Source organism: Mesorhizobium sp. M0152 (genome assembly GCF_040322415.1).
Lineage (GTDB): Bacteria > Pseudomonadota > Alphaproteobacteria > Rhizobiales > Rhizobiaceae > Mesorhizobium.
In genome coordinates this window covers 282,562-302,022 of the sequence record NZ_JAMYTH010000001.1, presented here as the reverse complement: position 1 = coordinate 302,022, position 19,461 = coordinate 282,562, and the positions used below count along the sequence as shown (strand labels likewise).

17 protein-coding genes, 1 tRNA gene and 1 pseudogene are annotated in these 19,461 nt (G+C 62.9%); 8 read left to right on the top strand and 11 right to left on the bottom strand.

Annotated features, from left to right (window positions below; translation table 11 throughout):
- Positions 1-22 precede the first annotated feature (22 nt).
- From NKJ26_RS01500 to NKJ26_RS01470, 7 genes are all read right to left on the bottom strand, one after another.
- A complete protein-coding gene (locus tag NKJ26_RS01500; protein ID WP_027027066.1) occupies positions 23-943 on the bottom strand; it encodes an ABC transporter permease in 921 nt (306 codons plus the stop codon).
- On the bottom strand, positions 943-2,073 hold the full coding sequence (locus tag NKJ26_RS01495; RefSeq protein WP_352607465.1) for an ABC transporter permease: 1,131 nt from the start codon (positions 2,071-2,073) through the stop codon (positions 943-945). The genes NKJ26_RS01500 and NKJ26_RS01495 overlap by 1 nt, the downstream gene beginning before the upstream one ends.
- A complete protein-coding gene (locus NKJ26_RS01490; protein WP_352693154.1) occupies positions 2,070-3,647 on the bottom strand; it encodes an ABC transporter ATP-binding protein in 1,578 nt (525 codons plus the stop codon). Before NKJ26_RS01490 ends, NKJ26_RS01495 begins: the two co-directional genes overlap by 4 nt.
- Before the next feature lie 217 nt (positions 3,648-3,864).
- Positions 3,865-4,842: a quinone oxidoreductase family protein gene (locus tag NKJ26_RS01485; RefSeq protein WP_352693153.1), complete on the bottom strand. Its 978-nt coding sequence runs from the start codon at positions 4,840-4,842 to the stop codon at positions 3,865-3,867.
- 27 nt (positions 4,843-4,869) lie between these two features.
- The gene (pcsA, locus tag NKJ26_RS01480) at positions 4,870-5,676 is read right to left on the bottom strand and encodes a phosphatidylcholine synthase (RefSeq protein WP_352607459.1); all 807 of its coding nucleotides are present in this window, start codon (positions 5,674-5,676) and stop codon (positions 4,870-4,872) included.
- Positions 5,673-6,287: a DUF1326 domain-containing protein gene (locus tag NKJ26_RS01475; protein ID WP_352607457.1), complete on the bottom strand. Its 615-nt coding sequence runs from the start codon at positions 6,285-6,287 to the stop codon at positions 5,673-5,675. The genes pcsA and NKJ26_RS01475 overlap by 4 nt, the downstream gene beginning before the upstream one ends.
- Complete coding sequence (locus tag NKJ26_RS01470; protein WP_352693151.1) at positions 6,284-7,231, bottom strand: DUF2182 domain-containing protein; 948 nt, start codon at positions 7,229-7,231, stop codon at positions 6,284-6,286. The genes NKJ26_RS01475 and NKJ26_RS01470 overlap by 4 nt, the downstream gene beginning before the upstream one ends.
- Before the next feature lie 70 nt (positions 7,232-7,301).
- Here NKJ26_RS01470 and NKJ26_RS01465 point away from each other — a divergent pair, with 70 nt between their 5' ends.
- Both NKJ26_RS01465 and hspQ read left to right on the top strand, forming a co-directional pair.
- Positions 7,302-8,513, top strand: a complete 1,212-nt coding sequence (locus tag NKJ26_RS01465; protein WP_352693150.1) for a UbiH/UbiF family hydroxylase — start codon at positions 7,302-7,304, stop codon at positions 8,511-8,513.
- A 176-nt stretch (positions 8,514-8,689) separates the two neighbouring features.
- Positions 8,690-9,013 carry a heat shock protein HspQ gene (gene hspQ, locus NKJ26_RS01460; RefSeq protein WP_027027770.1) on the top strand — a complete coding sequence of 108 codons (324 nt, stop codon included), beginning with the start codon at positions 8,690-8,692 and terminating at the stop codon, positions 9,011-9,013.
- 73 nt (positions 9,014-9,086) lie between these two features.
- Here the strand turns inward: hspQ and NKJ26_RS01455 are convergent, their stop codons facing one another.
- On the bottom strand, positions 9,087-9,716 hold the full coding sequence (locus NKJ26_RS01455) for an invasion associated locus B family protein (RefSeq protein ID WP_027027771.1): 630 nt from the start codon (positions 9,714-9,716) through the stop codon (positions 9,087-9,089).
- A 232-nt stretch (positions 9,717-9,948) separates the two neighbouring features.
- Here NKJ26_RS01455 and NKJ26_RS01450 point away from each other — a divergent pair, with 232 nt between their 5' ends.
- The 4 genes and pseudogenes from NKJ26_RS01450 to NKJ26_RS01435 form a co-directional block, all read left to right on the top strand.
- Complete coding sequence (locus NKJ26_RS01450) at positions 9,949-11,769, top strand: extracellular solute-binding protein (RefSeq protein WP_352693148.1); 1,821 nt, start codon at positions 9,949-9,951, stop codon at positions 11,767-11,769.
- Positions 11,770-11,785: 16 nt separating this feature from the next.
- Positions 11,786-12,460, top strand: coding sequence for a DsbA family oxidoreductase (locus tag NKJ26_RS01445; RefSeq protein WP_352607447.1), 675 nt, complete (start codon positions 11,786-11,788; stop codon positions 12,458-12,460).
- A gap of 483 nt (positions 12,461-12,943) precedes the next feature.
- Positions 12,944-14,836: an ABC transporter ATP-binding protein/permease gene (locus NKJ26_RS01440; protein ID WP_352693146.1), complete on the top strand. Its 1,893-nt coding sequence runs from the start codon at positions 12,944-12,946 to the stop codon at positions 14,834-14,836.
- A gap of 80 nt (positions 14,837-14,916) precedes the next feature.
- Positions 14,917-15,252 (top strand): annotated as a pseudogene (locus NKJ26_RS01435) (magnesium transporter); the annotation flags it as partial.
- A gap of 67 nt (positions 15,253-15,319) precedes the next feature.
- Here NKJ26_RS01435 and gor read toward each other — a convergent pair.
- From gor to rpiA, 3 genes are all read right to left on the bottom strand, one after another.
- Positions 15,320-16,711, bottom strand: a complete 1,392-nt coding sequence (gene gor / locus NKJ26_RS01430; protein WP_352693144.1) for a glutathione-disulfide reductase — start codon at positions 16,709-16,711, stop codon at positions 15,320-15,322.
- Between the two features lie 128 nt (positions 16,712-16,839).
- Positions 16,840-17,454 carry a DUF2059 domain-containing protein gene (locus NKJ26_RS01425; protein ID WP_032920060.1) on the bottom strand — a complete coding sequence of 205 codons (615 nt, stop codon included), beginning with the start codon at positions 17,452-17,454 and terminating at the stop codon, positions 16,840-16,842.
- Complete coding sequence (gene rpiA, locus NKJ26_RS01420) at positions 17,441-18,172, bottom strand: ribose-5-phosphate isomerase RpiA (protein WP_027027778.1); 732 nt, start codon at positions 18,170-18,172, stop codon at positions 17,441-17,443. The genes NKJ26_RS01425 and rpiA overlap by 14 nt, the downstream gene beginning before the upstream one ends.
- A 392-nt stretch (positions 18,173-18,564) precedes the next feature.
- Between rpiA and NKJ26_RS01415 the strand changes: the two genes are divergently transcribed.
- Together NKJ26_RS01415 and NKJ26_RS01410 are read left to right on the top strand one after the other, a co-directional pair.
- Positions 18,565-19,248 carry a phosphoglycolate phosphatase gene (locus tag NKJ26_RS01415; RefSeq protein WP_352693142.1) on the top strand — a complete coding sequence of 228 codons (684 nt, stop codon included), beginning with the start codon at positions 18,565-18,567 and terminating at the stop codon, positions 19,246-19,248.
- A 136-nt stretch (positions 19,249-19,384) separates the two neighbouring features.
- Positions 19,385-19,459: transfer RNA gene (locus NKJ26_RS01410), tRNA-Val, on the top strand.
- The last annotated feature ends 2 nt before the right edge of the window (positions 19,460-19,461 follow it).

The following is a 19,461-nucleotide window of genomic DNA, read 5'->3' as shown; positions in this document are numbered from 1 at the left end:
AGCTTCCCGTTTGTTTTTATTGTCAACGATCCGGAACGAATGGCTGCCCCAATGAAGCCGGCGTGTTCATCATCGTCAAACGCTTGTTGCGCGAGATTAGAACGAGAACCACGACGGTTGCCAGATAGGGCAGAGAAGAAAGCAGCTGCGACGGCACTGGAATGCCAAAAGCCTGTGCATGAAGCTGGCCGATCCAAACGGCGCCGAAAATGTAGGCGCCGGCCAGCACCCGCCATGGCCGCCATGACGCGAACACCACCAGCGCCAGCGCGATCCAGCCGCGGCCCGCGCTCATGTTCTCGACCCATTGCGGCGTGTAGACCAGCGACAGATGGCCGCCGGCAAGACCGGCGCAGGCACCGCCGAAGATCACCGACAGATAGCGGTAGCGGATGACCTTGATGCCGAGCGCGTGCGCCGAGGTGTGGCTGTCGCCGATCGAGCGCAGCGTCAGTCCGGTGCGCGTCTTGAACAGGAACCACATCACCGCCGCCGTCAGCGCGATCGAGATGTAGAACAACGGATCCTGGCCAAACAGCAGTCTGCCCACCACCGGGATCGAGCTGAGGCCGGGAATATCGAGATTGGGCAACCTGACGCCGGGCTGGCCGACGAAACTGGTTCCCATCATGCCGGAGAGGCCGAGGCCGAGCAGCGTCAACGACAGGCCGGTCGCCACCTGGTTGGTGGCCAGCGATAGCGTCATGACGGCAAACAGCAGCGAGAACAGCGCGCCCATGGCGATTGCCGCCAAGAGCCCGATCCAGGGCGACCCGGTCAGATAGCCGGCGCCGAAACCACCGACCGCGCCCATAATCATCATGCCCTCGACGCCGAGATTGAGCACGCCGGACCGCTCGACCACCAGTTCGCCGATCGCCGCGATCAAAAGCGGTGTCGCCGCCGTTGCGATGGTCAAAAGGATGTTGACGGTAATGTCCATCAGCGGGCTTCCTTCAACTTTGGCGCGGCCTCGATCTTCGCGGCACTCTCCGATTTGGTCAGTGCCAGGCCGATCAGGCGGATGCGGTAATGAATGAGCGTGTCGCAGCCGAGCACGAAGAACAGCAGCATGCCCTGGAACACGCGCGCCACCTTGTCGGAAATGCCGAGCGCGCTTTGCACCGCCTCGCCGCCGAGATAGGTCAAGGCCAGCACCAAGCCCGCCGCGACGATGCCGAGAGGATTGAGCCGGCCGAGGAACGCCACGATGATGGCGGTGAAGCCGTAGCCGGGCGAGATCACCGGCTGCAATTGGCCGATGGCGCCGGAGACTTCCGAAATACCGGCAAGGCCGGCCAATGCGCCCGACAGAAGGAAGGCGAAAAACACCATGCGGCTGAGGCCGAAGCCGGCGAAGCGCCCTGCCCTCGGGCTGGAGCCCAGAACGCGGACTTCGAAACCTTTAAGCATGCGGCTCATCAGGATCCAGACCAGCACCGCGGCAACCAGGGCGAAGACGAAGCCCCAATTGGCGCGTCCGGCGTCCGGCATCAGCTCCGGCAGGATGGCCGAGTCGCCGAACTGGATCGTCTGCGGAAAACCGTGGCCTTGCGGATCTCGCCACGGGCCGCGCACCAGCCAGTCGAGGAAGAGCTGGGCGACATAGACCAGCATCAGGCTGGTCAGGATCTCGTTGGTGCTGAAGCGGGTCTTCAGAAATGCCGGGATTGCCGCATACGCCGCGCCGCCGACCATGCCGAGCAAAAGCATCAGCGGCAACACCAGGGGCCCTTCGAATTGCGGAAACAGCACCGGGATGATCGAACCGAATATGCCGCCGAAGATGAACTGGCCTTCGGCGCCGATGTTCCAGATATTGGCCCTGTAGCAAACCGACAGGCCGACGGCGATCAGGATGAGGGGTGCCGCCTTGATCGCCAGTTCATGCAATTGCCAGACTTGGCTGATCGGCTCGATGAAATAGATCTTGAAGGCGGTCAACGGATTGACGCCGAGCAGCGCGAACATGATGGCCCCGGCGACGATCGTCAGCGCGAAGGCGATGAACGGCGACAGCATGGAGAACAGCGCCGAGCGCTGCGGGCGTTTGACGAGTTCGAGGCGCATCATGACGTCTCCAGCGTGTGTTCGGCGTGGCCGGGCTCGGCGCCGCCCATCAGCAGGCCAATCCTTTCGAACGTCGCTTCGGCGATCGGCAGCGGCCTGGACAATTCGCCATTGTGCATGACCGCGATCGCATCCGATATCTCGAACAGCTCGTCGAGATCCTGGCTGATCACCAGCACCGCCGATCCGTTGCGCGACAGTTCGATCAGGGCCTGCCGGATGTGGGCGGCGGCGCCCGCGTCGACACCCCAGGTCGGCTGGTTCACCACCATGACGTCAGGCCGGCGGTCGAGTTCCCGGCCGACGATGAATTTCTGCAGATTGCCGCCCGAAAGCGCGGCGGCCTCCGGATCCGGCGCACTCTTGCGCACATCCATCGCTTCGATGATGCGCTGGGCGGCGGCATAGACGGTGCCGCTCCTGACCATCCCGCCGGTCCCGACGAAGGTTTTACCGTCGGTGGCATGGCGCGACAGCAGCAGGTTTTCCGACAGCTTCATGCGCGGCGCGGCACCATGACCGAGGCGTTCTTCCGGCACGAAAGCGGCACCCAGCAGGCGCCGTCCGGTGATCGAAAGGCCGCCGGCATCCTTGCCGCGGATGCGCACCGAGGCGGCGTCCTGCTGTAAGACCTCGCCGGAGACGGACTCGAAGAATTCGCCCTGGCCGTTGCCTGCGACGCCGGCGATGCCGATCACCTCGCCTGCGCGGACGTTGAGATTGATAGTCCTGAGCGGAATGGAGAACGGGGTTGCCGGCTTGCGGCTGAGGCCGCGGATCTCAAGCAGCGGCTGCGCGGTTTCGATCCCCACCACCGGCGCACGCACCACGGCCTGGACCTCGTTGCCGACCATCATGCGGGCCAGCGACGCAGCGGTCTCCTGGCGTGGATTGCAGTGGCCGACCACCTTGCCATGCCGCAGCACGGTGGCGCGATCGCAGATGCGTTTGACCTCTTCCAGCCGGTGCGAAATGTAGAGGATCGATTTGCCTTCCTTGCGCAGCCGCTCCAGCGTCTCGAACAGCTTGTCGGCTTCCTGCGGCGTCAGCACCGAGGTCGGCTCGTCGAGAATGATCAGCTGCGGCGTCTGCAAAAGGCAGCGTATGATCTCGATGCGCTGGCGTTCGCCGACCGACAGGTCGCCGACCAGCGATTCAGGATCGAGCGGCAAGCCATAGCTGTAGGAAAGCGCCCTCGCCTTCGCCGCGATGCTGCTGATGGGCGAACCGTCGTCCAGCGACAACGCGATATTCTCCGCCGCGGTCAGTGCCTCGAACAGCGAAAAATGCTGGAACACCATGCCAATGCCGAGCTTTTTCGCCGCGCCGGGGCTGGCGATCCGGACCGCCTGGCCGTTCCAGAAAATCTCGCCGGAATTGGGTTCCAGCGAGCCGAACAGCATCTTGACCAGCGTCGACTTGCCAGCGCCGTTCTCGCCAAGCAAGGCGTGGATTTCGCCCTTGGCGATATTGAGATCGACATGATCGCACGCCGTCAGCGAGCCGAATATCTTGGTAAGGCCGCGAACCTCGAGCAGGTTCGCCTCGTCGTGATTTGCACTCACAGTGCCTCCCATCCGTGTTCCCGGATATGTTCTGTGTTCCCGCAAGCATCGTATGCGCGGCCAGCACTCGTGCGAAAGCAGCACCCGACTTGAAAGAGCTTCAAGAATTTCAGCGGAAACTCAAGGGGTAAGATAAGCCTGCTTCACGCAAGACTAAGGCCGGGAGGCTTCCCGTGCAAACCGGCGCCAATCGTCCGGGCACAGCGCTGAAAACCAGGGTGAATTTGCATCAGGGGACCAGGATGGTCGTGCCTGTCGTCCTGCGGCCCTCGAGGTCGGAATGCGCCTTGCCGACGTCCTTGAGCGCATAGCGCTGGTTGATCTTGATCTCGACGGCACCGCTGAGCACGACCTCGAACAAGGCCGCGGCGGAGGCTTCGAGATCCTCCCGTTTCGCGTTGTAGACGAACAATGTCGGCCTGGTGGCGAACAAAGAGCCCTTCTGGGCCAGCAATGACATCGAGAAAGGCGGGATCGGCCCCGAGGACTGGCCGAAGCTGACGAACATGCCGAGCGGCTTGAGGCAGTCCAGCGAAGCCGGAAAGGTGTCGTTGCCGACCGAATCGTAGACGACATCGCACTTCTTGCCGCCCGTGATGGCGGCGACGCCGGCGACGAAGTCCTGTTCCCTGTAGTTGATGACATGGTCGAAACCGTGCGCCTTGGCGAGTTCGATCTTGTCGCTCGAACTGGCCGTGCCGATGACCGTCGCGCCGAGATGTTTCGCCCATTGGCCCAGAATCAGCCCGACACCGCCGGCCGCGGCGTGAAACAGGATCGTGTCGCCCGCCTTTACCTTGAAAGTGCGCCGCAGCAGGTACTCCGCGGTCGTGCCTTTCAGCATCATCGCCGCCGCCTGTTCGTCGCTGATCCCATCCGGAACCTTGACGACGCGGCTGGCATCGATGACGCGCTCCTGCGCGTAGGCGCCCGTCGTTACGGCATAGGCGATGCGGTCGCCCGGCTTCAGCCAGTCGATCCCCTGGCCTACTTCCAGCACCACACCGGCGGCCTCACCGCCCGGCACCAGCGGAAACCCGCCAGGCGGCGGGTAAAGGCCCGAGCGATGATAGACGTCGATGAAATTGAGGCCGATCGCGCTGTGTCTGATCAGGATCTGTCCCGATCCCGGCTGGCCGGGATCGGCATCTTCATAGGTCAGGACTTCCGGGCCGCCATGGGCGTGGATTCGGATCGCTTTGGACATGGTCTGGGCTTCCTCTGGGATGGCTGATCAGGCCTTTTTGGCACCGAGATTGGGAAAGAACTGCATGATCCCGCCGATACAGCCGAGATAGAGCCCGGTAATGGTTATTCCAATCTTTGTGAAGGTGCTGACTTGCGCGCCCAGCACGCCGATCTGGTCATAGAAGGCTGCGAGTGCCGCTTGCGCAAGCGCCAGCGCACCGAAGGCGCACCATAAAAGGGTTATTGCGAGATTGATGCGCCGCAGCCGCACCACTCGCACCGGATGGATGAAGTTGATCGGGACGAAGGTCAGGATGCCGGCCACCACCACCACCGCGAACGACACCCATTGTCCGGGTTCGATGACAAACAGCGTGAACACCACCATGTTCCAGACCACGGGAAATCCCTTGAAGAAATTCTCCTTCGTCTTCATGCCGGTGTCGGCATAGTAGATCGCGCTGGAGACGACGATGATCGCCGCCGACAGAAACGACAGGCCTTCGCCCATGAAGCCGCGCTGATAGAGCGCGAAGGCCGGGATGAGCACGTAGGTCACATAGTCGATGATGTTGTCGAGCAGTTCGCCCGACCAGGTCGGCAGGATTTCCTTGACCTCGAGTTTTCTGGCGATCGGCCCGTCGATGCCATCGACGAACAGCGCCAGCCCGAGCCACCAGAACATCGCCGTCCAGCGCTCTTCGCTCGCCGCCACCAGGGACAGGAAGGCGAGGAACGAGCCTGAGGCGGTCAGCAGGTGAACGGAAAACGCCCTTGCCTGCGGCCAGGTGACTTTCTTTCTCGGCCGCGGAATCCGGTCCCTGATCTTCCTGGCCGTTGTGTTCTTGCTCACGGGCCCCGCCAATCCAGCTTGCAGATCTCGGCCGAACGGCCGGCGAAATTCCAGTTTCGGCCGAAAGCGCGCATCTTGCTCTTGTCCGACTTGGCGACGATGATCTCCGGCGCGATCCAGTATTGAGAATTGCTGATGACGGTGTCTTTCTCGTGATCCTTGCCCGCAATCGGCGTAACCGCCCCGTCGATGATCTTCGGTATCTGGAAGATGCGCGTCCTGTCTCGGGTCTCATAGGTGATCGGCGCCTGTTCGACACCTAGGAATTTCCCAACGAGGATCGAAAGCAGCGATGTGGTCCCGCCCGCCTTGCCGGTGAAAATCTTGGTCAATGCCTTGACCGCGTAGACAGAGGCGCGTTTGTCGATGAACAGGCCGGCGGTCCAGTTGCCGCGGCTCATATAACCGGGGATTTCCATGATCAGCCCAAGGTTGAGGCCGGAGAGGTCGACCTCGCCGAAGTGACCGGCGTCGATGCGGAAGCCTGCCCAGGTCTGGCAATAGCCCTCGGTCGGCGGATGATTGCCGAGCGACAGCACGCAAGGGCAAAAAACCGTGCAATTGCAGGAGAGTACGAGCTCTCCTTTCATTGCCCAGCTTTGATCTGTCATCGAATTTCCCCCACTCGCAGTGAGACTAATAGCAGCGCGACTGCCCATACAAGCAGTATCGCACCGGCCAGCCGGGTTGGAACCCTGCTCGTCGCCTGTTTTTCGATCAGGGTGAACAGGCCGATCAGCGCCATCCAGAAGACGTTCATCAGCCCGACGGCAAACATCACCAGCATCAACGCCCAGCAACAGCCGAGACACCAGATGCCTTGCGCAACGCCAAGCCGGAAAACGCGGATGGGTTTGGCGCTCCAGTTCGCGAACAGGACCGAAAACGGATTGCGGCATTTCTCGAGGCAGGCCTGCTTCAGGCCGCTGAATTGGTAGAGGCCGGCAACCAGCAATGCGACCGCACCGGCAGCGCCGAGAAGTGGGTCCAATGCCTCGCCGGACCGGGCAAGTGTGTGCAGGGAAAGCGTCAGTGCCGAAAACAGCACCGAAGCGCCCAACCAGACGCTGAGATAGCCGGCGACAAGCACCAGCGGGTGGACGACCGGTTCGCCCTTGATCCGCGCCGTGTCGGCGATCTCGCAATAGGTGCGGATCATCGGTGCGGCGGAAGGCAGCATCGCCGCTATCGCCATCAGGAACCACATGAGGACGAGAGCCAGGGCACGCAGGCCGATGCTGCCACCCAGCGGCGCCGGCGAAAGGCAGAGGGCGAAGAACCCTTCCACGAAATCGGGCAGCGGCAGTTGCGGGAGATTGCGCAGCAGAGCATCGCCTGGAGCGCCGACCCGCGCCTCCGCACCGCGAATCGCCATCGCGGCCAGGAACAACCACGCAAGGACGATGCTTGCACCGACGACGGCGTTCACCGTCAAACGCGGGCTGCGCGCGATCCCAGCCATGGCGCGGCCGGCGCGGTCGAGATGGCTGAAATCTTCCTGCTGGCCGGTCATGACAACCGAATGGGCCGAATCGCCGCGTTGATCAAGCCGCATCAACTGACCTATATGCTCTACGACAGGCAGGTCGCGTGGACCGCCTCGTATCGCAAGCCGGAAGCCGATCTTGGAGCATCAGGAAACAGCGCGGATACTGATCGCCGGTACTGGGCCGGCAGGGCTGATCGCGGCACTCGCTTTCGCCGACGCCCGCTTCGCGGTGACGCTCGTCGGGCCCGAGGTCTCCGGCCCCGACGGCCGCACCACCGCCCTGATGAATCCCGCCCTGAAGGTGCTCGAACGGCTTGATATCCTCGACGACATCAAGCCCAAGGCAGCGCCGCTCAAAATGATGCGCATCGTCGACGCGACCAGCCGGTTGATCCGCAGCCCCATTGTCACCTTCCGTGCCAGCGAGATCGACGAAGATCAGTTCGGGCTGAACCTGCCCAACAGCGTCTTCGGTCCCGCACTTGCCGCCAAGGTTGCCGCGCATTCCGGGATTGAATGGCGCAGATCGATGGTCAAGACTTGGCATCTCGGCGCCGACAAGGCCCACGCCGTGCTCGCCGATGGCGATGAGGTCGAGGCGTCCCTGGCGGTTGCCGCCGATGGACGTCTGTCGCCCGCCCGCGAGGCAGCGGGGATCTCGACCGCCTCGCGCTCCTATCCGCAGGCGGCACTTGTGCTCAATTTCGGCCATAGCCGCGACCATGCCTTCACCTCGACGGAGTTCCACACCGAGACCGGTCCGTTCACGCAGGTTCCGCTGCCGGGCAATCGGTCGAGCCTCGTCTGGGTGGTGAAACCGGAGACCGCCACGGAACTCGCCGGATTGGATGATGCAACGCTCTCGCTGCGGGTAGAGCAACAGATGCAGTCGATGCTGGGGCGGGTGACTGTCGAACCCGGACGCCAGATCTATCCGCTTTCGACGGTGACGCCGCTACGTTTTGCCCGCGACCGCGTGGCTCTCGTCGGCGAAGCCGCCCACGTGTTCCCACCGATCGGCGCCCAAGGCTTGAACCTTGGCATCAGGGATATCGACGATCTTGTTGGAATTGCGAGTGAAAACCGTTGCGACCCCGGCGCAGCCATGGCCCTTGCCGCCTATGATTTCAAACGCCGGCCCGATATTCTGGCGCGCAGCAGCGCTGTCAATCTGCTCAACATGTCGCTGCTGTCCGACATGCTGCCGGCGCAGATGGCGCGCGGTGCTGGTCTCGGCGTGCTTGGCGGCTTTGCGCCGCTTCGCGCCTTCTTCATGCGCGAAGGACTTCGTCCCGGCAGCGGCTTTGCCGCGCTTGCCGGCGGCCCGCGCAAGCCGGCGCGCCATTAGCGAACTTGCGGATAATCCCGCAATCCGCGCCATCGGCAGGCGCCGATATCCGTGACATCCGTCAAAAACCTTTGCTCCGCCTGCTGCGTAAACTTAAGCACACACTCAAACGCTCCGGGATTGAATTGATGCGGAGTCTGCGCCAGATAAAGCTAGGAAATTCAGTGGTGAGTACGATGAAAACAGCCAAATTCGCGATCGGACAGGTGGTTCGCCATCGGCTGTTTCCGTTTCGGGGCATCATTTTCGACGTCGATCCGCAATTCGCCAACACCGACGAATGGTACGAGGCTATCCCCGCCGACGTTCGGCCGCGCAAGGACCAGCCCTTCTATCATCTGCTCGCCGAGAATTCGGAGACCGAATACATCGCCTATGTATCCGAGCAGAATCTGCTCGAGGATCAGTCGGGCGAACCGGTCCGTCACCCGCAGATCAAGGAAATGTTCGACAAGAAGCCGGACGGGCGCTACGAGCCGAAGCGGCAATCCAGGCACTGACCGGCCAGGCGGCGGGCATAAAAAAAAGCGGGGCATGACCCCGCTTTTCGTTAACCCGACGAAGGTCGTCGGATCAGTTCGCGGTCTTCGCCTTGTCCTGCTCTTCCTTGAGCTTCTTGGCGAAATCCTGATTGTTCTTGGCGACGAAGTCCTGCAGCTTCTTCTGCCGGTCTTCGATGTCGGACTGCTGCAGCGGCGGGCCGTCATAGGCGCCGCTGAAGCCCTGCAGCGCGATCTTGATCGGGTTGGGCTGATTCTGGAAGTTGACCGAGGTCAGCGTGATCGCTTGGCCCTTCTTGAACGAAGCGACGAGCTGGTCACTCAGCGGCACTTCCGCCACGCAGCGATCCGGGAAGCAGATGACATAGTCGAGCTTCTGCGCCTTGCCGGTATCGATCTGCAGGCCGATGCCGGGAGGCACCAAGCGGCCGGTCGGGACCGTCACCTGGAAAACCTTGCGATTTACCTTGCCTTTCAGCTCGATCAGGCTGACGCCGGTGATCAGCTGGCCGTTGCCGGCGGTGGTGATGTTCTGGACGTTGCAGATGTCGACGTCTTCCTGCTTGGTGCAAGCCTTGAACCAGCCCTGCGGAATCTGCTGTTGCTGCTGTGCGGAAGCAGCGGGAAGTCCTGCGCAGAGAAAGCCGACCACGCCCGCGGCCATGACCGACAGGCGGTACGCATTGCTGTTCAGGCTCGTCATGTCGTGCACTTCCTCTCAAATGATCCCGGGACCGGCTTCTTCGTGCCGTGTGGTCCAGCTACCTGTTGCCGAAATGAGGCAACAGAATGACTTCGGACGGCGTGTTACACTGCAAGCGATACCGAATCCAGCCCGGTATCCGCATTTCTTGGCAACGACATTGGCCGGCGCGCCGCCGCCGCATGCTAGGGTGCGCACCGAATCATCAAGCCGACCCGGTAAGGAGACGGTCATGGGCCGCGTTCTTGTTTGGCTGGTCACCGCGATATCGTTTTTCACCCTTTCGCAGCTGCCGGCGCTATCCGAGCCCAGACACGCGATTGCGATGCAGGGCGAACCGGCCCTGCCACCCGACTACAAGCATTTCAGCTACGTCAACCCCGACGCGCCGAAGGGTGGCTCGATCACCTATTGCGTCGTCGGCAGCTTCGACAATCTCAACCCTTTCATCCTGAAGAGCCTGCGCACGACGGCGCGCGGCATGATGGACACGATTTACGGCAATCTTGTCTTCGAACCGCTGATGCAGCGCAGCGCGGACGAGGCTTTTACCCTCTACGGGCTGCTCGCCGACACAGCCGACATGGACTCCGAGCGCAAAAGCATCGAATTCCACCTCAATCCGAAAGCCAGATGGTCCGACGGCCAGCCTGTGACGCCGGAAGATGTGCTGTTCACCTATGACGCCTATACGAAAAAAGGCCGCCCGCCCTACAGCGACCGCATGGCCAGGATCGCCAAGCTCGAAAAGACCGGCGACCACAGCGTGCGTTTCACCTTCAACGAGAAGGCGGATCGCGAGTTTCCGCTGATCATCGCAATGACGCCGATCATCCCCAAGCACGCCTTCGACATGGACACGTTCGACAGGACGACGCTGAAGCCGTTGGTCGGCAGCGGCCCTTACACCGTTGCACAGGTACAACCCGGCCAGCGCATCGTCTTCAAGCGCAATCCGAATTACTGGGGCAAGGACGTGCCGGCCAAGCGCGGCTTCGACAATTACGACCAGATCACCATCGAATATTTCCTCAACGCCAATGCCAAGTTGGAAGCGTTCAAGAAAGGCCTGTGCGCCATCGATGATGACGGCGATCCGGTGAAACGCGAGCGCGATCTCGATTTCCCGGCCTTCCACAGGGGTGAGGTGGTTTCCGAGACCTTCGATACCGGCATTCCTCCGGTGGTGTCCGGATTCCTATTCAACACAAGGCTGCCGAAATTCTCCAACCCGGTGGTTCGGCGCGCGCTCGGCATGCTCTACGACTTCGAATGGGCCAACAAGAACCTGTTCGGCGGCAAGTACGCGCGCACGATGAGTTACTGGCAGAACTCCGAGCTTTCCGCGCTCGGCCATCCGGCCGACGACAGGGAAAAGGCGTTGCTGGCCCCCTACCCCGGCCGCGTGCCGGCCGACGTCATGGACGGAACTTACCGGCCACCGGTCACCGATGGATCGGGCCAGGATCGCAAGGTGCTGAAAGCTGCCTTCGAACTGCTCAGAAGCGCCGGTTATCACCTGCAGAACGGGACGATGCTCGATCCGGAGGGCAACCCTTTCGGGTTCGAGATCCTGACCGCCTCGCAGGACGAGGAGCGGCTTGCCGGCATTTACCAGCGCACGCTGGAGAAGATCGGCATCGATGTCGGCATCCGCAGCCTCGACGGCGACCAGATACAGTCGCGCAAGCAGCGTTTCGATTTCGATGTGCTGGTCGGCTCGAGCGGCTTCAACAATTCGCTCTCCCCCGGCATCGAGCAGATTGGGCGTTGGTCGTCCTCTGCCGCTAAGACCGAGGGATCGTTCAATCTCGCCGGCGTCGCCGACCCGGCGGTCGATGCGGCGATCGAGGCGATGCTGCGCGCGCGTTCGAAGGAAGATTATGTCGCTGCGGTTCGCGTTCTCGACAGGCTTCTGATCTCCGGCAACTACATGGTGCCGATGCAGTACAACGCCCAGCAATGGCTGGCTTACTGGAACTATCTGGAACATCCGAAAAAGACGCCCATATTCGGTTATCAATTGCCGAGCTGGTGGCGCAAGCCGAACTGAACCTCCGGAGAGCGAGATGAGCGAAGCGATAACCGTCGATGTGGTGTCGGATGTCGTCTGCCCCTGGTGCTTCATCGGCCAGAAGCGGCTGGACAAGGCGATCGCCGCGGCCGGTGATGTCGATGTGCGCATACGCTGGCGGCCGTTCCAGCTCGATCCGACCATTCCGCCTGAAGGCAAGAATCGCCGCGAGTACATGAGAGCCAAATTCGGCAGCGACGAGCGCATTCGCGAGATCCATGCGCGCATCGAACCGCTGGGCGAAGCCGAAGGCATTTCCTTCGCTTTCGACGCCATCAAGGTGGCGCCGAACACACTGGATGCGCATCGGCTGATCCGCTGGGCCGGTGTCGCCGGTGAAGCCGTTCAGAACAGGCTGGTGCGCCGCCTGTTCCAGCTCAATTTCGAGGAAGGCGCCAATATCGGCGACCACGCCGTCCTGGTCGAAGCCGCCCGCGAGGCCGGCATGGACGCTCCCGTGATCACCACGCTTCTGCCGACCGACGCCGATGTCGAGGCCGTTCGCACCGAGATCGCCACCGCCTCGCGCATGGGCATATCGGGCGTTCCGTGCTTCCTGCTCGAAGGCAAATACGCGGTCATGGGCGCGCAGGACGCCGACACCCTGGCCGATGCCATCCGCCAGGTGGCGGCCGCCAAGGCGCGCGGCGAGCTGGAAAAGGTCGATTGAGGCCAGCCAGCGATGTCGAGCCGTTTCTCTGCCGCCGGCCGGGACGGCCACGGCAACGAATCAAACTTCGATGACGGCGCCTTTTCAGGCATTTTGATCGGCCTGCGATGAAAAGCCGGAGGGCCGGACAAGCCGAACGAGTCACAAAACCGTGTGAATGCTTTCCCTGGCGGAAGATGTGCAGACCTTTGCTTTGCACCCGATAATCCTTTGATGTTGCTGGATTTAAGCCCCTCCCCGCCTGCTTCCGCGCAGCGCTTGGACCGGCTGTCCTGTTGCCCAACGGCAACGGCCCGCAAGTCAATCCGGACTCCCCCCTAGGAAAATTAATGGAAAATGATCAATTGGTGTTACCATCCGTAACAAAAGAAAAAAGGTTTGGGCGGGATCGTGATTCGGATCGGCAAACGATCGCAAGAGTCAGTACCGGATAGACTACACGGCGATGTCGAGAGGCGGTCGCCACTGACGCCGGTATCCTCGATGCGCAATTTCTGGGGGCTGATGCGGGCCTACTGGGTCTCGGATCGCTGGAAGGAAGCTTGGACGCTGACGCTGGTGATCGCGCTGCTCACCGCACTGTCCAGCAAGGCAGGCGTCTGGTTCGCCGAGGCCTCCGGCGAGTTGGTCAACTCGATCGCCTTCTTCCATGACGCCGCCAATACCACTCCGCTGCGCACGCTGCTGGTCAATGCCGGTATCCTTGTGTTGCTGGTGGTGCTCAAGGACGCCGGCTTCACCGGCATCCGCAACCTCGTCTCGGTGACCTTGCACCGCAAGTGGCGCGGCTGGCTGGACAGCCGCTTCAACGAGGCGCTGCTGGACGGCAACCACACGCATTTCCATGCCCAGCACGCTTCGGCCGGCGGCGGTGCGCCCGCCCCCGACAACATCGACCAGCGCGTCCAGGAATCCATCAAGGACATGACCGGCGGCGCCATCGGCCTCGCCATGGGCGTGCTTGGCGTCGCCACCTCGCTCTATTTCGTCGGCCAGAAGCTGCTCGAAACCTCCGTCGAGGTGAAGGGGCTGGAGTTCCTCGGCAGCTATGGCAGCGCCGTTCTGGCTTTCCTGGCGGTCGCCACCTACGTGCCGCTGAACACTTGGATCGCGGTCAAGCTCGGCGGCCTGCTCGAGCGCCTCAATGTCAGGATGCAGCAAGCCGAGGGCAGCTACCGCGGCGAACTGACGACGTTCCTGCGCCGCTCTTTCCATGTCGCGGCGTCCCACGGCGAAGGCGTGCAGAAGACCATGCATCGCCGGCTTTATGTCGATATCGACGGAACCTGGACTCGGCTGAACATCGTCAACACCGTCTACATGTCCTTCGAGCTGATCTACAATTTCATTGGCTCCCGCATCGTCGCCTACGGGCCAGGCCTGGTGCCGTTCATCCACAATGGTTTTGACCTCAAGGGCTACATAACCGGCTCCGAACTGGTCAATTCGCTGATCAGCCAATGTTCGTGGTTCATCCATGTCATGCCCGCCATCGCCGCGTTGCGCGCCAACAGCCAGCGTGTCACCGAGCTCGCCAACGCGATCGAGAACGTCCAGCATCCGCAGGAATTCTACAGCCAGACCGGTCGTTCCGACTTCCAGTATGGCAGCCAGAACCCGGTTTTCGGCCTGACCATCCAGAAGCTCGAACTGGCGCATCAGGGCGAGGACGCAACACCGTTCCTCAGCGCCGCCAATCTGCGCTTCCGGCGCGGCGAGTGGACGTTCCTGAAAGGCGAATCCGGCTGCGGCAAGACTTCGCTGATCAAGGCGATCAATGGCCTCTGGCCTTATGGCCGCGGCACCATCGTCTCCCCCGAGGGCGTGAAGAGTTTCTATGCCGCCCAGGAGGTCAAGCTGCAGCAGGTGTCGCTGAAACAGCTGGTCTGCCTACCCGGCTCCGAGCACGACCATCGCGACGCGCAGGTCGCCGCGGCCCTGCACAAGGCCGGCCTTGGCGACTTCATCGAGCATATGGGCAATGAAAGCCGCGAAGGCAAAAGCTGGGACCAGGTCCTGTCGGGCGGCCAGAAACAGAAGCTGGTCGTGGCTCGCATCATTCTGCAGCAACCGGGGCTGCTGTTCCTCGATGAAGCGACCGGCGCGCTCGACCCGGCGGGCAAGGTTGCCTTCCACCAGGCCATCAAGGACAACTGTCCCGATGTCACGGTGATCAGCGTCATGCATGAGGCGGTGGCGCCGAGGTCGGCCGGCGGCGCGGAGTTCTATCACAGCATGGTCATGATCGCCGACGGCGTGGCCACCAAGAAGCCGCTGGCCCCGAGCCTGCCTCCGGAACTCACCACCATTCTCGTCCAGCCAAGGCCGGTCGAGGACAAGTGGCTGCGTTTCCCGCGCCGGCTGAAGCAGAAATAGCGGCGCTCTCAACCCGGCCGTCCGCATCCTGCTGCGGCCCGTGATCACGGTCTCGCGAGCGGAGCCATTCGGCTCCGTTTTGGCGGCGTGTCGCCCTGCGCGAGCTTACCGCCGGTCTGGTGCTCGGGGCCATGCTGGGCGTGGTCGGCATCTGCCGCATCGCGCTCTGGCAATATATGGGCTTCTACGACTATGGGCCGCATTGGCCGCTGATCGCCACGACGGTTGGCGCCGCCCTTGTCGGCATCGTCACCTTCGGCTCGCTGTCGGGGTCGATGCTGCCGTTCGGCTTGAAACGCATTGGTTTCGACCCGGCCAGCGCGTCGGCGCCGTTCGTCGCCACGCTGGTCGATGTCACCGGCCTTGTGATCTATTTCTCGGTGGCGCTGGTGATCCTGCGCGGCACCTTGCTGTAGCGGTTTCCGTCATCTCCGCCGTGGCATGGCCTCGCCGCGGCGGAGTTCGGCATCCGGGCGTTGCCGGTCAGTCCACGCGCTGGCCGTCCTTCACGCGGTAGGTCGGCTTGTACATGGTGACCAGTTCTTCCGCCGCGGTCGGGTGCACGGCCATGGTGCGGTCGAAATCGTCCTTGGTCAGCCCCGCCTTCAGCGGGATGCCGAGAAGCTGCGCCATCTCGCCGGCGTCCGGACCCAGGATATGGGCGCCGAGCACCTTTCTGGAAGCGCCGTCGACCACCAGCTTGATCAGCATTTTTTCGTCGCGGCCCGACAGCGTGTGCCGCATCGGCCGGAAACTGGCGCGGTAGATCTCGACATCGGCGAAACGCTTGACGGCGTCGTCTTCCGACAGGCCGACCGTGCCGATTTCCGGCTGCGAGAAGACGGCGGTGGCGATCGTCTCGTGGTCGGGCGCCGTCGGGTTGTTCTTGAAGGCCGTCTCGATGAAGCACATCGCCTCGTGGATCGCCACCGGCGTCAGTTGCACGCGGTTGGTAACGTCGCCGATCGCCCAGATGTTGTCGATGTTGGTGCGGGAATAGCCGTCGACCTTGATCGCGCCGGTCGCGGTCATCTCGATGCCGATGCCCTCCAGCCCCATGTTCTCGGTGTTGGGCAGGCGGCCGATGGCCAGCATCACCTGGTCGACCGTCAGCACCTTGCCGCTGGTGAGGACTGCGTCGAGCCGGCCGTCCGGCCGCTTGCGCACCCATTCGGAAATGGAATGGCAGAGGATCTTTATCCCCTTCTTTTCCATCGTCTCGTGCAGCATGCGCCGCAGGTCCATGTCGAACCGGCTGAGGATCTCCTTGCCGCGATAGACCAGCGTGGTATCGACGCCGAGGCCGTGGAAGATGTTGGCGAACTCGACCGCGATGTATCCGCCGCCCTCGATCATGATCGCCTTCGGCAGTTCCTTGAGGTCGAAGGCCTCGTTGGAAAAGATGCAGTGTTCGTGACCCGGCAGCGCCGGATGTGCCGCCGGGCGGCCGCCCGTGGCGATCAGGATCTGGTCGGCGGTGACGGTGCGGTCCTCGCCCAGAAGATGCACCACATGCGGGTCGAGGATCATGGCGCGCGAGTGAAAGGTCTCGCCGCCGGCGCCATGCACGTTCTTCTCGTAGATCGCCTCCAGCCGGCTGATCTCGCGATCCTTGTTGGCGACCAGCTTCTGCCAGTCGAAGCTGGCTTCCGGCACCGTCCAGCCATAGCCGGCGGCATCGGCGAAATGCTCGGGGAATTGCGAGGCATAGACGTAGAGCTTCTTCGGCACGCAGCCTCTGATGACGCAGGTGCCGCCGAAGCGGTATTCCTCGGCGATGCCGACGCGCTTGCCGAGCGCGGCGGCGACACGCGCCGCCCTCACCCCGCCCGAGCCGCCGCCGATGACGAAGAGGTCGTAGTCGTAACCGGCCATGCCGCGGCTCCGTGGGCTTCAATGTTGAGCTTCAAAATCCAGTGACAGGTAGGCCGCAAACCGCCAAAAGAAAAGCCCGGACAAGCCGGGCTCTGGAGATGGCCGCGAGGCCGTTTGGAAATGCGCGATCAGTTCTGCGAATCGTCCGCCGGGGCGGCGCCATCGGCGGGTGCTGCGCCATCCGCCGGAGCGGCGCCGTCGGCCGGAGCGGCGGCATTGGCGGGTGCGGCCGGCGCCTTGGCCTTGGCCGCCGCGGCCAGCGTTTCGCCGACCTGCTGAGCGAGATCCCGCGCCAGGCCGTTCTGCCAGATGTCGGCTGCCTTCATCAGGTCACGCGTAACGGCCGGGCCGCTGTCGAGCAGCTTCTTGCCAGCGTCCGAACTGTAGAAAGCCGCGATGTCGTTGAGGTCCTTTTCCGAAAACACCTTCGCATAGGCAAGGGCCGCTTCCTTTTCCAGGTCGGCGCGGCGCGACGCCAGCGCCAGCGCCTTTTCGTTGATCGTCTTGCCGATCAGCTCCTGCATGTCGGGGTTCTTCTGGATGAGCTGCGATTCGAGCGCGGCCGCCGCCTGCGGCAGGATGTTGTCGAATGGGTCGGTCGCATGGATCGCCGCGACCGCCGCGCGGGCAGCCTTCAGGTGCGATTCCGTGACATCCTGCGAAAAGGCCGGCGAGGAGAAGGCGAAAACAGCCGAAGCCGCCAGAATGACGGACAGTTGACGAACGCGCTTATGCAACATCATGGTCGATAGAACTCCCTGGTTTTCGGGCGGCATGGACGGTTTGGATGCCGTCGCCGCCGGCGATGATGGCCGCTGACGCCAGCCCGATGAAAAGACCGTGCTCGACCACGCCTGGAATGGCGTGGAGAGCATTCGAAAGCGCTCTTGTATCCGGAATGCGGCCAAAAGATGCATCGAGGATAAAATGGCCGCCGTCTGTAACAAAAGCCTGGCCGCCCGTCATCCTCAATGTCACCGGACCGGAAAGGCCGAGCTTTCCAGCCGCCGCGGCCACCGCGATCTCGGTTGCGCGCAGGCCGAACTGGTTCACTTCGATCGGCAGCGGAAAAAGGCCGAGCGTCTCGACCATCTTCGACTGGTCGGCAATGACGATCATGCGCTTCGAAGCCGCCGCCACGATCTTCTCGCGCAGCAGCGCGCCGCCGCCGCCCTTGATCAGGCTCAATTCCGGATCGACCTCGTCGGCGCCGTCGACGGTGAGATCAAGCTCGGGCGTTTCCTCCAGCGTCGACAGCGGCACGCCAAGCTCGCGGCACAGCAAGGCGGTGCGCTCCGACGTCGGCACGCCGATGATGGTCATGCCGGTGGCGATCTTGTCGGCCAGCAGCCGCACGAACTCGTCGGCGGTGGTGCCGGTGCCGATGCCGAGCCGCATGCCGTCCGTGACATGGGCAAGGGCCGCCCGCGCGGCTTCGACCTTCAACTGCCTTGCATCCATGCCGCTTTTGCCGCCCGAACCTGATGTTTGGGGGCTCGTAGCATTTTTGCCGGTCAGGTCAAAGCCCTGGCGGCGGCGAACTCCCCGCTGACGCGCGGCATCCCGTCCATCGCGCCCGCGCGCTCGGCGGCCGATGCGTGGCGCCGCACGTAGGAATTTGTTCTCAAAGCCGTTGACAGGGTGAGTGCAGCTATGCTACATTTTTGCCCATGGTGCTGATTTGCGCCAACCACCCGCCGCCCTGGCGGGTTTTTCATTCCAGACGCTCGCCCCGAAACGCCTAGCCCGCGAATGCCCACCCGATGCGGCTTGCTTGAACGAGCTGGCCCGCTTGCCTTGACGCGCCGCAGCCGCTATCGCCTGCCCCTGCACAAACCAGCTCAGGACCGACCATGACCCGCCCGATCATCGTGTTCGACCTCGACGGTACGCTGATCGACACAGCGCCGGACCTGCTCGACAGCCTGAACCACAGCCTTGCCGCCAGCGACATCGCGGCCGTCGACGAAGCCGGCTTCAGGCGCTTTGTCGGTCACGGCGGCCGGGTGATGATCGAACGGGCGCATGCGGCCCAGCAGCGATCGCTCAATGTCGAGCAGCATGACCGGTTGCTGAAGATTTTCCTCGATCACTACACCCTCAACATCCCCGGCAAATCGCGCCCCTACCCCGGCGTCGTCGAGGCGATCGCGCGCTTCGAGAACGCCGGCTATCTCCTGGCCATCTGCACCAACAAATACGAAGCCAACTCGCTGGCGCTGATCGAGGCGCTCGGCATGACCAGGCATTTCGCGGCAATCGCCGGACAGGACACGTTCGCGTTCCGCAAGCCCGACCCGCGCCACCTGACCGAGACCATAAAGCGCGCCGGCGGCGACCCGGACCGCGCCCTGATGGTCGGCGATTCGCAGACCGACATCGACACCGCGAAAGCCGCCGGCATTCCGGTGGTGGCGGTCGATTTCGGCTACACCGACCGCAACGTGCGCGAGTTCGAGCCCTCGGCGGTTATTTCTCACTTCGATGCGCTGACGCTGGACCTGGCACAAAGGCTGATCGCCGCCGCGCAACATTGAGCGGACCGGCGGGCGGCCTCTCGCCGGGAGAGATCGAAAGGGCAAAATCCGATCCTGTGAGAACGCCGATCAGCGCCTTGACTTCCCCAGCCCGCCTCCCTTATATCGCGGCTCGCTTGGCCTTCGGGCAACGAGCGGGCGATTAGCTCAGCGGGAGAGCACACCCTTCACACGGGTGGGGTCGCAGGTTCAATCCCTGCATCGCCCACCATC

What these genes read in the sequence shown, in the direction of transcription:
- NKJ26_RS01500 (WP_027027066.1), bottom strand. Translation starts at nt 943, where the DNA reads ATGGACATTACCGTCAACATCCTTTTGACCATCGCAACGGCGGCGACA.
- NKJ26_RS01495 (WP_352607465.1), bottom strand. Translation starts at nt 2,073, where the DNA reads ATGATGCGCCTCGAACTCGTCAAACGCCCGCAGCGCTCGGCGCTGTTC.
- NKJ26_RS01490 (WP_352693154.1), bottom strand. Translation starts at nt 3,647, where the DNA reads ATGGGAGGCACTGTGAGTGCAAATCACGACGAGGCGAACCTGCTCGAG.
- NKJ26_RS01485 (WP_352693153.1), bottom strand. Translation starts at nt 4,842, where the DNA reads ATGTCCAAAGCGATCCGAATCCACGCCCATGGCGGCCCGGAAGTCCTG.
- NKJ26_RS01475 (WP_352607457.1), bottom strand. Translation starts at nt 6,287, where the DNA reads ATGACAGATCAAAGCTGGGCAATGAAAGGAGAGCTCGTACTCTCCTGC.
- NKJ26_RS01470 (WP_352693151.1), bottom strand. Translation starts at nt 7,231, where the DNA reads ATGCGGCTTGATCAACGCGGCGATTCGGCCCATTCGGTTGTCATGACC.
- hspQ (WP_027027770.1), top strand. Translation starts at nt 8,690, where the DNA reads ATGAAAACAGCCAAATTCGCGATCGGACAGGTGGTTCGCCATCGGCTG.
- NKJ26_RS01455 (WP_027027771.1), bottom strand. Translation starts at nt 9,716, where the DNA reads ATGACGAGCCTGAACAGCAATGCGTACCGCCTGTCGGTCATGGCCGCG.
- NKJ26_RS01450 (WP_352693148.1), top strand. Translation starts at nt 9,949, where the DNA reads ATGGGCCGCGTTCTTGTTTGGCTGGTCACCGCGATATCGTTTTTCACC.
- NKJ26_RS01445 (WP_352607447.1), top strand. Translation starts at nt 11,786, where the DNA reads ATGAGCGAAGCGATAACCGTCGATGTGGTGTCGGATGTCGTCTGCCCC.
- NKJ26_RS01440 (WP_352693146.1), top strand. Translation starts at nt 12,944, where the DNA reads ATGCGCAATTTCTGGGGGCTGATGCGGGCCTACTGGGTCTCGGATCGC.
- gor (WP_352693144.1), bottom strand. Translation starts at nt 16,711, where the DNA reads ATGGCCGGTTACGACTACGACCTCTTCGTCATCGGCGGCGGCTCGGGC.
- NKJ26_RS01425 (WP_032920060.1), bottom strand. Translation starts at nt 17,454, where the DNA reads ATGATGTTGCATAAGCGCGTTCGTCAACTGTCCGTCATTCTGGCGGCT.
- rpiA (WP_027027778.1), bottom strand. Translation starts at nt 18,172, where the DNA reads ATGGATGCAAGGCAGTTGAAGGTCGAAGCCGCGCGGGCGGCCCTTGCC.
- NKJ26_RS01415 (WP_352693142.1), top strand. Translation starts at nt 18,565, where the DNA reads ATGACCCGCCCGATCATCGTGTTCGACCTCGACGGTACGCTGATCGAC.